Annotated in this window: 10 protein-coding genes; 8 read left to right on the forward strand and 2 right to left on the reverse strand. The window is 73.7% G+C overall.

The features are described from left to right. The 5 genes from ABD844_RS12975 to egtE all read left to right on the forward strand — a co-directional run. Nucleotides 1-1126: glutamate-cysteine ligase family protein (locus ABD844_RS12975; RefSeq protein WP_344876443.1), on the forward strand; the 1126-nt coding region annotated here is incomplete at its 5' end. Further along, nucleotides 1123-2487, forward strand: coding sequence for an ergothioneine biosynthesis protein EgtB (gene egtB, locus ABD844_RS12980; RefSeq protein ID WP_344876445.1), 1365 nt, complete (start codon nucleotides 1123-1125; stop codon nucleotides 2485-2487). The genes ABD844_RS12975 and egtB, both read left to right, overlap by 4 nt. Before the next feature lies 1 nt (nucleotide 2488). Further along, a complete protein-coding gene (egtC, locus tag ABD844_RS12985) occupies nucleotides 2489-3196 on the forward strand; it encodes an ergothioneine biosynthesis protein EgtC (protein WP_344876447.1) in 708 nt (235 codons plus the stop codon). Nucleotides 3197-3216: 20 nt separating this feature from the next. Then, nucleotides 3217-4191, forward strand: coding sequence for an L-histidine N(alpha)-methyltransferase (egtD, locus tag ABD844_RS12990; RefSeq protein WP_344876449.1), 975 nt, complete (start codon nucleotides 3217-3219; stop codon nucleotides 4189-4191). Then, nucleotides 4188-5489, forward strand: a complete 1302-nt coding sequence (gene egtE, locus ABD844_RS12995) for an ergothioneine biosynthesis PLP-dependent enzyme EgtE (protein WP_344876451.1) — start codon at nucleotides 4188-4190, stop codon at nucleotides 5487-5489. Before egtD ends, egtE begins: the two co-directional genes overlap by 4 nt. Before the next feature lie 9 nt (nucleotides 5490-5498). Here the strand turns inward: egtE and ABD844_RS13000 are convergent, their stop codons facing one another. Further along, nucleotides 5499-6239 (reverse strand): TetR/AcrR family transcriptional regulator, encoded by a 741-nt coding sequence (locus tag ABD844_RS13000; RefSeq protein WP_344876453.1) that lies wholly within the window; start codon nucleotides 6237-6239, stop codon nucleotides 5499-5501. Nucleotides 6240-6365: 126 nt separating this feature from the next. On the opposite strand from ABD844_RS13000, the gene ABD844_RS13005 reads away from it, so the two are divergent. Further along, the gene (locus tag ABD844_RS13005) at nucleotides 6366-7088 is read left to right on the forward strand and encodes an NAD(P)-dependent oxidoreductase (protein WP_344876455.1); all 723 of its coding nucleotides are present in this window, start codon (nucleotides 6366-6368) and stop codon (nucleotides 7086-7088) included. Nucleotides 7089-7300: 212 nt separating this feature from the next. Next, complete coding sequence (locus ABD844_RS13010; protein ID WP_344876457.1) at nucleotides 7301-8521, forward strand: sialidase family protein; 1221 nt, start codon at nucleotides 7301-7303, stop codon at nucleotides 8519-8521. 150 nt (nucleotides 8522-8671) lie between these two features. Here ABD844_RS13010 and ABD844_RS13015 read toward each other — a convergent pair whose 3' ends face one another. Next, complete coding sequence (locus ABD844_RS13015) at nucleotides 8672-10180, reverse strand: hypothetical protein (protein ID WP_344876459.1); 1509 nt, start codon at nucleotides 10178-10180, stop codon at nucleotides 8672-8674. A 202-nt stretch (nucleotides 10181-10382) separates the two neighbouring features. On the opposite strand from ABD844_RS13015, the gene ABD844_RS13020 reads away from it, so the two are divergent. Next, nucleotides 10383-10888, forward strand: a 506-nt coding sequence (locus tag ABD844_RS13020) for an NsdA family TPR-like regulatory protein (protein ID WP_486348540.1), incomplete at its 3' end; no start/stop codon positions are given.

The following is a 10888-nucleotide window of genomic DNA, read 5'->3' on the forward strand; positions in this document are numbered from 1 at the left end:
GCTCGAACTGTCGGGGCCGGCGGGCCCGCTGCCCGGCGCGGTGACCCGCCTGGCCGGCGACGTGGCGACCGTGCGCGAGGCCCTGCGCGCGGCCGGGCTGGCGCTGGCCGGTGTGGGCCTCGACCCGGTACGCCCGGCCCGCCGCCAGCTCACCCTGCCCAGGTACGAGGCGATGGCCGAGTTCCTCGGCCTGCCGTACGGGGCGCTCATGATGTGCTCGACCGCCTCGATCCAGGTCAACCTCGACCTCGGCGACCGGCCCGTCACCCGCTGGGAACGCGCCCACGCCCTCGGCCCCGTGCTCCTGGCGGCGTTCGCCAACTCCCCGCTGAGCGGGGGCAGGCCGTGCGGCTGGATGTCCGGGCGGCAGGCCGTCTGGAACAACCTCGACCCCTCCAGGACCGTCCCCGTGCCCGCCACCGGCGACCCCGCCGCAGACTGGGCCGACTACCTGCTGGACGCCCGGCTCATGCTGGTCCGCGAGGACGACGAGCGCTACCGCCCCGTACGCGACGGCTCGACGTTCCGCGACTGGCTGGAGGGCGGCGCGCCCTCGGGCGACGGCCGCCGCAGGCCCACCGCCGAGGACCTGGCCTACCACGCCACCACGCTCTTCCCCCCGGTGCGCCCCCGGGGCTGGCTGGAGATCCGCTATCTCGACGCGCAGCACCCGGCGGCCTGGCCGGTGTGCGTGGCCGTCACGCACGCCCTCGTCACCGACGACCGGGCCGGCGACGCCGCGATGGCCGCCGTGGAGCCGTACCTCCCGCACGGGCAGCCAGGAGGTGGCCCAGGAGGTGGCAGGGGGCGGCGGGTGAACGGGAGTCCGGACCCGTGGGAGACGGCGGCGCGGTGCGGGCTGGCCGAGCCGCGCCTGCGCGAGGCGGCCGAGACGTGCTTCCGCGCCGCGCTGGAGGCGCTGCCCCGGCTGGGCGCGGAGCCCGGCCTGGTGGGGCAGGTGGCCGCGTTCGCCGACCGGCACGTGTCGACCGGCCGCTCGCCCGCGGCCGACCTGATCGACCAAATGGACCTGACGGACCTGACGGACCTGACGGACCTGATGGACCTGATGGACAGCACGCCGGGACACCCGACCCCGGCCTGGCTCGACGAAGGACTGCAATGAGCGACTCCAAGCCTGCCGACTTCACCGCACCCGCCGACAAGGACGCGTTCAAAAACGACTTCAAGGACGCGGACGACTTCAAGGAACGCATCGCCGCCGCGCTCCTCGCGGTCCGCGACCGGTCGCTGACCTACACGCAGGCGGAGGACGACCTCCTGGTACGCCAGCACTCCCCGCTGATGTCACCCCTGGTGTGGGACCTGGCCCACGTGGGCAACTACGAGGAGCTGTGGGTGCTGCGCGCGGCGGCGGGCATCACCCCGCTGCGCCCCGAGATCGACGACATCTACGACGCCTTCAAGACCCCCCGCAAAGACCGCCCCAGCCTGCCCTTCCTGCCCCCGGGCGAGGCCCGCCGCTACATCGAGGGCGTACGCGGCCGCGTTCTCGACGTGCTCGACGCCGTCGACCTGGAGGGCCCGTCGCCGCTGCACCGCGACGGGTTCGTGTTCGGCCTGGTCATCCAGCACGAGCACCAGCACGACGAGACCATGCTCGCCACCCTCCAGCTCTCCGGGCAGCCCGGCCTCGTCCGCGACGGCGACCTGCCGCCGGGCCGCGCCGAGGGTCCGGAGGAGGTGCACGTGCCGGCTGGGCCGTTCCTCATGGGCACCGACACGCTGCCGTGGGCCTACGACAACGAGCGCCCGGCCACCCAGGTCGACCTGCCCGGCTACTGGATCGACCGGCTCCCCGTCGGCAACCGCGCCTACGCCGCGTTCATCGAGGACGGCGGCTACGACGACCCGCGCTGGTGGACCCCGGAGGGCTGGCAGTGGCGCCGGCGCAGCAGGGTCACGGCCCCGCTCTTCTGGGCGCGGGACGGCGGCTCCTGGTCGCGCACCCGTTTCGGCCGCACCGAGCCCGTCCCCATGGACGAGCCCGTCCAGCACGTCTCCTGGTACGAGGCCGACGCCTACGCCCGCTGGGCCGGCAAGCGCCTGCCCACCGAGGCCGAGTGGGAGAAGGCGTGCGGCTGGGACCCGGAGGAGCGCAGGTCCCGGCGTTATCCGTGGGGCGAGGCCGCCCCCGGGCCGTCGCTGGCCAACCTCGGCCACCGCGCCGCCCGTCCCGCGCCGCTCGGCGCCTATCCGGGCGGCGCCTCCGCCTACGGGGCCGAGCAGATGGTGGGCGACGTGTGGGAGTGGACCTCCTCGTGGTTCGACGGGTATCCGGGGTTCCGCAGCTTCCCGTACAGGGAGTACAGCGAGGTGTTCTTCGGCGAGGAGTACCGGGTGCTGCGCGGCGGCTCGTGGGCGGCCGACCCGGCGGCGGTGCGGACCACGTTCAGGAACTGGGACTACCCGATCCGGCGGCAGATCTTCACCGGTTTCCGCTGCGCGCGTTCGGAGCTGGTCTGAGGTGTGCAGGCACGCGGCCTGGCTGGGCGCCGCCCGCTCGCTCTCCTCGCTCGTCCAGGAGCCCGAGTACGGCCTGCTCGTCCAGTCGTACGCGCCCCGCCACCAGCGGGCGGGCCTGATCAACGCCGACGGGTTCGGCATGGGCTGGTACGTCCCCGCCCGCCCCGAGCCCGTGCGCTACCGCCGCGCCGTGCCCATCTGGACCGACGCCAACCTGCCCGCCCTGGCCGAGGTGACCCGTTCGACCTGCCTGCTGGCGGCCGTGCGCTCGGCCACCGTGGGCATGCCGGTCGAGGAGAGCGCGACCGCGCCGTTCGCCGACCGGACGTGGCTGCTCAGCCACAACGGCCGCGTCGACCGCGATGCGGTCAAGGACCTCGCCGACTCGGCCGAGAGCACCTGTGACGCCGCCTGGGTCGCGGCCGCCGTCTTCCAACGCGGTCGCGCCGGCGCGGGGCTGGGCGAGGCGCTGGCCGACGTCGTCGTACGGGCCGGGGGGAAGGACCCCGACGCCCGCCTGAACCTGCTCGCCTGCGACGGCGCGTCCATCGCCGCGACCGTCTGGGGCGACTCCCTGTTCCATCGCCGACTCCATGACGGCGTGCTGGTGGCCAGCGAGCCGCTCGACGACCTGCCGGGCTGGCAGGCCGTGCCCGAACGGACCCTGCTGACCGTCACCCGCGACGACGTACGCGTCCAGCCGTTGTGATCTCACCTCAGGAGGCCCTCGTGCCTGTCAGCCATTCCACCGTGCATGTGATCAACCACCTTCACCGCGACTACCTGCGCCAGGCCCTCGAAGAGGACGTCACGAACGGCCTGACGGCCTCGCCCAAGTGGCTGCCGCCCAAATGGTTCTACGACGCCACGGGCAGCGAGCTGTTCTCGCGGATCACCCGGCTGCCCGAGTACTACCCGACCCGGCGCGAGCTGGCCATCCTGCGCGCCCACGCGGCCGACCTGGTCGCCGGCGCGGACACCCTCGTCGAGCTGGGCTCGGGCACCAGCGAGAAGACCGGGCTGCTGCTGGAGGCCATGTCGGCGGCCGGCACGCTGCGCGGCTACACGCCGGTCGACGTGGACGCGGTCACCCTGGAATCCGCCGCCCGGCGGCTGGCGGGACGCTTCCCCGGGCTGGCCGTCCGGGCCGTGTGCGCCGACTTCGAACGGCACCTGGCGCTGCTGCCGCGCGGCGGGCGGCGCGTGGTGGCCTTCCTCGGCGGCACCATCGGCAACCTCGAACCGGTCGCGCGCGCGGTGTTCCTCAAGGAACTGCGGGCCACGCTGCGGCACGGGGACACGTTCCTGCTCGGGGCCGACCTGGTGAAGGACACCGGGCGGCTGGTGGCGGCGTACGACGACGCGGCCGGGGTGACCGCCGAGTTCAACAGGAACGTGCTCCGGGTGATCGACCGGGAGCTGGACGCGGACTTCGAGCCGGAGGCGTTCGAGCACGTGGCTCTGTACGACGACCGGCACGACTGGATCGAGATGCGGCTGCGCGCCTCCCGCGACATGCGGGTGAGCGTCGGCGCGCTCGGGCTGACGGTGGAGTTCGCGGCCGGAGAGGAGATGCGCACCGAGATCAGCGCCAAGTTCCGTCCGGAAGGGCTGAATCAGGAGCTGACGGCGGCCGGTTTCCGGGTACGCCGCCGCTTCACCGACCCTGACGGAGACTTCACGCTGGTCCTGGCCGAGGCATGAGCCCTCCCCTGGAAACGGGGGCGGAGGGCGCGCGGGTCGCCGAGTTCTGGCGGACGGCCCGGTCGGTGATCCCGCCCGGCCATCTGGACGCCGCCGGGTGCAACGTGCCCAGCGACCGGGTGATCGACGAGGTCGAGGCGCACCTGCGGCTGGAACGCGAACGCGGGGGCTACCGCGCGGTCCCCGACCTCACCGCCTGCCGGCAGGCCCTGGCCGCCCTGGTCGGGGCCGGGCCGGGGGACGTGGCGTTCCTGGAGAGCGGGACGGCGGCGATGGCGGCCCTGCTGGGCGGCTGGCGGCTCCCGCAGGGAGCCCGCATCGGCTGCGCGCGCACCGAGTACGGCAGCACGCTGATGCTCCTGCACCGCCTGGCCGTCCGCCACGGCTGGTGTCTGGTCGAACTGCCGGTGGACGGCTCGTCCCGCATCGACCCCGACGGTCTGCGGGCCCGGCTGGCGGCGGGGCTCGACCTGGTGATCGTCTCCCACGTCGGCTCCCACTCCGGGATCGTGCAACCGGTCCACGACCTCGGGAAGCTGTGCCGGGCGGCCGGGGTGCCGTACGTGCTGGACGTCTGCCAGTCGCTGGGGCACGTGGAGGTGCGGGGGGCGGGGGCCGACGCGTACGTGGGGACGTCGCGCAAGTGGCTGGCCGGGCCGCGCGGGGTCGGCTTCCTGATCATCCCCGCCCTGACCGCCACCCCGCCCCCGGCCACCACCATGGACGCCCCCGCCCCCACCCTCGGCGGCCACACGTGGACCCTCGGCACCGGGACGCGCGGCAATGGGACTCTCGGCAATGGGACTCTCGGCACCGGGACTTTTGGCCCTGAGCCGTCGTCGGACGGCGAAGGTGCGCTATGGGCCGAGCTGTCGTCGCAGGTCGGCGAGCCGGTGCCGGTGCCGGGGGCGGCGCGTTACGAGAGCGCGGAGAGCGCCGTCGCGGCCCGGGTGGGGCTGGGTGTGGCGGTGCTCGAACACCAGGCTCTCGGCCCCTCCGACGTCCACGCCCATCTGGCCCGCCTCGGCCGGACGACCCGCGAGCTGCTCGACGGGGCCGGTGGGTGGCGCGTGGTGGAGCCGTACGACGAGCCCTCGGCCCTCGTGACGCTCAGACCGCCGCCGGGCGACACGGCCGAACGCGCCGCCGCCCGCGCCGCTGAGGCGTCGCTCCTGGTCGGGGTGGTCCCCACGGCTCGTGCGCCGCTGGACCTGCGCGAGCCCGTACTCCGCGTCTCCCCGCCGCCCGGCACCCCGGTGGATACCCTGCATGCCCTGGCCCGCGTCCTGGCCTCGTGATGCCGCTGATCAGGGACGGGGGCCTGGGGCGGGCAGCCCCAGGGAGGTGACGAGGTCGCAGATCTCGTCGCGGTAGAGCTTGTCCGGGTGCCGCGCCTGAACCCGCAGATGGCCGTGCACCTCCAGCGCGACGAGCCCGTGCATGCGCCCCCACACCCGCAGGGCCAGCGCGACGGCGGACGGTGGCAGACCGGGGTGGGACGCCCGCACCTCGTCGGCGAGGCCGGGCCCGAAGTCGGACCACTCGTACGGCGAGATCTCTTGGGAGCCCTTCGGGGACACCTCGCCGGGTGAGGTCAGGTACGGCCAGGCGGCGGCCACCAGGGTGACGAGCCCGGCGCAGGCCCGCCGCTCGGCCCCGGGCGCGGGCCCGCCCGGCGGCGGCCGGTATCCGGGGACCGGCTCCCCGTAGACCAGCCGGAAACCCTCCGGGTTGGCGACCGACCACCTCCTGAACGTCTCCGCCCACGCCAGCAGCCGCCCCGAGGCGTCGTCGGCGGGCAGCGCGTCGCACGCCTGCTCGATCTCGTCCATCAAGGCCGTGTAGACGTCGTCGATCAGGGCGGTGAGCAGGTCGTCGCGGGTGGCGTAGTAGCCGTAGATGGCTCCGGCCGTCATGCCCATGCGGCGGGCGATGGCCCGCAGGGTGACCGCGCCGGGCCCGCCCTCGGAGAGCAGCGCCAGGGCGGTCTCCTTGATCTCGCGTGCCGTCTCGGCCCGCAGCCGCTCCCGCCTGCTGCCTTCGGTCATGTTGACACCTTACCGCGTTCAGTGACTATGCTCTGTTCAGCTACTACACACCGTTCAGCAATTGAACGGCGCTTATTAGGCGGCGGTCTTCCGAGGGCCGTGACGTGCATGAACAAGGAGGAAGTCATGCGTATCGGAGTGTTCGGCGCCACGGGCGTCATCGGGTCACGCGTCGTCGCCGAGGCGGTGGAGCGCGGGCACCAGGTCGTCGCCTTCACCCGGGACGCCGCGCGCATCCCGCCGGAGGCGAGCGACCCGGCTGAGGTGACGCTGGGTGGGGTCACGGCGGGTGGGGTCACGTGGCGGGTGGCCGACGTCCTGGACGTGGCGGACGTCGTGGGCGCCCTCCAAGGGCTGGACGTCGTCGTGAACGCGCTCAACTCCGGCCGGGACATCCCCGACACGATCGCCAACGCCGACGTGCTGCCGAGCGCGGCCCGGGTGCTGCTCGAAGCGCTGGAGTCGCATCCGGTGGCCAGGTTGATCGTCATCGGGGGAGCGGGAAGCCTCGAAGTGCGGCCGGGGCTCCAGGTGGTCGACGTCGAGGGCTTCGCCGAAGGGCTGCCGCAGGCGCTCCAGGTGCCGCCGGAGTACGTCAAGGTCGTGCTCGCCCACAGGGAGGCGCTGGGCCTCTACCGCCTGTCCAACCGGAACTGGACGTACGTCAGCCCGTCGGCGGGCCGTGTCGAGCCGGGGGCTCGTACCGGGCGGTTCCGGACGGGCGGTGACCGGCTCCTGGTCCGGGAGGACGGCACCTGCGACATCTCCGCAGAAGACCTGGCCGTCGCCGTCATCGACGAGGCCGAGGCGCCGCGGCACGTCCAGCGCCGCTTCACCGTCGGCTACTGATCCGGCCGACGCCCCGGCCGCTCGGGCCCGCCCGTGACGCCGAAGCGATCACGCGCGGGCCGTCATCGGTCGACACGCGGAGCACCGGGCGTATCAGTCGTCAGCGGGGACGCGGAGTATCACAGGTGTATCGGTGGCGCTGTGGTTGGAGCCCCAGAAGCGCGGCGGCCGGATGAGATCATGACCGCGAATCGCGCGAGATGGAGGACTCCATGCCCAGCTTACGGATCTTCGGCGCTGCGGTCGGCGCCGTCGCGGCCGTGGTGATCAGCGCCTCGCCCGCCGCGGCCGCTCAGCCGCCCACCCTCACCTGGCACAAGCAGACCCTCTGGAGATCGTTCTCGACCACTGACCCGGCGACCGGAGCGACGCTCACCACCTGCTTCCGGCTCCCGGCCGTCGTGAAGACCAAGAACAACGTGCTGCTCGCCTTCGCCGAGCGGCGCAACAGGAACTGCGCGGACCACGGCGCGTTCGACATCGTCATGCGCCGTTCCACCGACAACGGTCTCACCTGGGAAGCCAGCAAGACCGTCCTGGCCAGCACCACGGGGGCGATCCTCCAGGGGAACGCGACCCTGGTGGCCGACTCGACCGGACCCGTCTTCCTGTTCACGACCTCAGAGCCGACCGCCACCCAGACCACCCCGCGCACCCCCAAGGTCCAGGTCAGCCGGGACGACGGGCGTACGTGGTCGGCGCCCCGTGACCTGACGGGCGACATCAAGGCCCCCGCCGGAGCCGGTGACTGGTTCGCCACCGGGCCGGGGCACGGGATCCAGCTCACCCGCGGCGCCAACGCGGGCCGCCTGGTCGTGCCCGTCTACTACGCCGTGGGCAGCACCCAGAGCGTACGGCTCGTCTACAGCGACGACCACGGCGAGACGTGGCAGATCGGCGCGACCGCCACGTACGACAAGTCGTTCCTGAAGCTGGGCGAGCAGACCATCGTCGAGCGGACCGACGGGTCCATCCTCGTGATCGCCCGCAACGGCGCGGTCCCCGACGACCACACCTCCACCCGCGGCATGGCCAGGGGCCTCAGCAAGGACGGTGGCCTGACCTTCGACGGCGATTTCCGCGCCGACAGCGCCATCATCGCCCCGCCGACCCACCCCGCCCTCCTCCGCCAGCGCTGGGACGGCGGCCCCTACACCCGCATCCTGCTCTCCGCGCCCGCCACCCCGAAGACCGACAACAACGCCGTGGGCATGAACGTACGCTCGTCCTTCGACGAGGGCGCCACCTGGCGGAACTACGACAACTCCACGAACAACGCCGGGGTGCGGATCGACAACGATCACGCGGGATACTCCGAAATGACGCTCATCGGCAATGGCGCGATCGGCGTCCTGTACGAGGCGGGAGCGGTCCGCTTCCGCGACGAGATCCGCTGGAACTGGTTCTGGGAAAGCGCCATCGGCCTGCGCTGACAACCTGCGCCGACAACCCGTACTGAGAGTCTGCGCTCAGAGTCGGCGCTCAGAGTCTGCCCGGACGGTCTCGCGACCGGCGCGTCACGCCGGTCGCGGGCTCCGACCCATGGGCCCGGATCATGGGCACGGCTCGTGGGGCTGGGGATGTCAGGGGTCGTGGGGCTGGAAAAGGCGGTGGACGGCGGCGGCGACCCGGCGCGTGAACGATGAGGCCCCGCCCGGGTCGAGGAAGGGCTGGGTCGACCCGTCCGTGACGGCCTCGACGGTGGCGAGGTCGGCGCCGGGATGGCACACCACGTCCGGCGCGGGCAGGCCCGCGAGCAGGAACTCGCCGTCGTCGGCGCGGGCGTCGGCCGGGTGCGCGCCCCGGCGGACCCAGTGCGGATGGCCGTGCCGGTCCAGCCGGTAGACGCCAGGGGGGTGGCCGGGCGCGATCCGTACCGGCGACTCGTTCCTCAGGCGGACCCGTACCGAGAAGGGCCCGCCGGGCCGGGCGGCGCGCAGCAGGCTGAGCTGGTTGAACTCGTGCGGCTCTCCCAGCCAGCTCACCCGCCCGCCCGACATCACGGTCAGGTGCGCCAGGACGAACGGCGGCACCCCCACGGCCTGCTGGTTCGCGGCCGACGCCTCGGTGCTCTCGTCGTACCGCCACCTGATCGCGGACAGGTAGACCCGCTCACCCGGCGTCAGCAGCGCGTGCAGGCAGAACAGCCCGGCCACGCCGTACCGCCGCCAGCCCCAGACCGCGATGCGCTCGGCGCAGTCGACGAGCAGCGCGGCGGCGGGCACCGGCCAGGGGCGCGACCAGTCGTGCCCGGCGCTGGTCAGCGGGCCGACGCCCAGCTCGGCGACGCCGGTGGCCGAGTGCGCGGGACGGTCCACGTACACGCTGACGCCGCCCGCGCCGTCCGGGACGCTGAGGACGGTGACCGCGCACGGCCGCCCCTCCACGTACGCCGCCACCCGGTACGGCCCCAGCAGCCGCGCCGCCCGTCCCATGTCGTCCTCGCCCGACACGATCACGGTGCCGCGCCCGCCGGACCCGCCCCCGGCCTGCACCACGACCCGTTCCGTGCCGACCGCGCGGCGCAGCTCGGCCAGGCCGGGCAGCCGCTCGGCCGGTACGCAGCGGATCCGCGCAACGGCGGGCACCCCGGCCGCCCGCAGCAGGTCGTCGAACAGGTGCCGGGCCTCGATCGTGGCCCGCACCCCCGGGTCGATCGCCGCGATCGTGCCGCCGTGGGCCAGCTCCTGCAACTGGGCACCGGCGAAGCAGGTGGAGATGACCGGCGGGCGATCGAGCTTGACCAGGTGCCGGGCGGCGTCGTGCCGTACGCGGCGCAGCCAGCCCTGCCGCTCGGCCACCGACCGTACGCTGGTACGGTCCTCGGCGGCGACGACCATGCCGGGCAGCGCCGGGTCCCAGGCCGGGTAGCAGCCGATGCTCAGCGCCGGGCGCAGGGCCTCGACGGGGTTGGGCCCGGTGTAGCCGGTACGCAGGACGGTGCCGAACCGGTCGATCGCGACCAGCGGCCGTCCCGCGAGAGCCGCGAGTAACTCGGCGTGCGCCACCTCGAACGGGGCACCGTCCACGTGGCGACCGAGGTTGTGGCGGGGGTCGCCGATGCCGTCCCTCATGTACGCCGAGCCGTTCATGGCGTCATGGGCGACATGCCCGGACCGAGTCCACCCGTCCGCGTGCGTATCATGCCTCCTCCTCCGTTCTGCCCCGCGCTATCAGCCGCCGGCCGTCGGTGACCACAGGCGTGCCATCACATCACTGTCCGCACTATTGACGGTGCGCTGCGCACGGCGGATCGTCGAGAGCACCGCGATGTGAAGCGATGTGAAGATTGCGATGCCGCCACGACGCACCCGCCCCGTCGCGAACCGGGCCCTCGCCACGCTGATCGAGCAGGCGGGCTGGACGCACGCCGCCACCGCGCAGCACGTCAACGCCGTCGCCGCCGAGACCGGGGAGCGGATCCACTACGACCGTTCTGCGGTGGGGCACTGGCTGACCGGTACGGTGCCCAGGCCCGAGGCCGTGCACGCCGCCGTGGAGGCGTTCCGCCGCCGCCTCAACCGGCCGGAGCTGCGCCCGGGGCACCTCGGCTGGCCGGACCCCGGGACCGTGCCGCCCGCCGACGACCCGTGGCGCGGAGACCCGGTCGCGCGCCTGGCCACGCTCGGGGAGGACGACCTGTTCAACCGCCGTACCGTGTTGACCGCGGGCACGTTCACGCTGGCCGCGCTCACCGGGCTGGCCGACCGGCGCGGCGAGGCCCGCGTACGTGGCCCGCTCGGCCGGCCGGGCGCCGGTGACGTGGCCCGCGTCCGCGCCGCCACCGCCGGCTTCGCCGA

The sequence above is a fragment of the Nonomuraea antimicrobica genome (assembly GCF_039536965.1).
Classification (GTDB): Bacteria; Actinomycetota; Actinomycetes; order Streptosporangiales; family Streptosporangiaceae; genus Nonomuraea; species Nonomuraea antimicrobica.

Excerpts from the sequence above, each read along its gene's own strand:
- ABD844_RS13015 (WP_344876459.1), bottom strand. The coding sequence starts at position 10,180 with ATGAACGGCTCGGCGTACATGAGGGACGGCATCGGCGACCCCCGCCAC.
- ABD844_RS13000 (WP_344876453.1), bottom strand. The coding sequence starts at position 6,239 with ATGACCGAAGGCAGCAGGCGGGAGCGGCTGCGGGCCGAGACGGCACGC.
- egtB (WP_344876445.1), top strand. The coding sequence starts at position 1,123 with ATGAGCGACTCCAAGCCTGCCGACTTCACCGCACCCGCCGACAAGGAC.
- ABD844_RS13010 (WP_344876457.1), top strand. The coding sequence starts at position 7,301 with ATGCCCAGCTTACGGATCTTCGGCGCTGCGGTCGGCGCCGTCGCGGCC.
- egtE (WP_344876451.1), top strand. The coding sequence starts at position 4,188 with ATGAGCCCTCCCCTGGAAACGGGGGCGGAGGGCGCGCGGGTCGCCGAG.
- ABD844_RS13005 (WP_344876455.1), top strand. The coding sequence starts at position 6,366 with ATGCGTATCGGAGTGTTCGGCGCCACGGGCGTCATCGGGTCACGCGTC.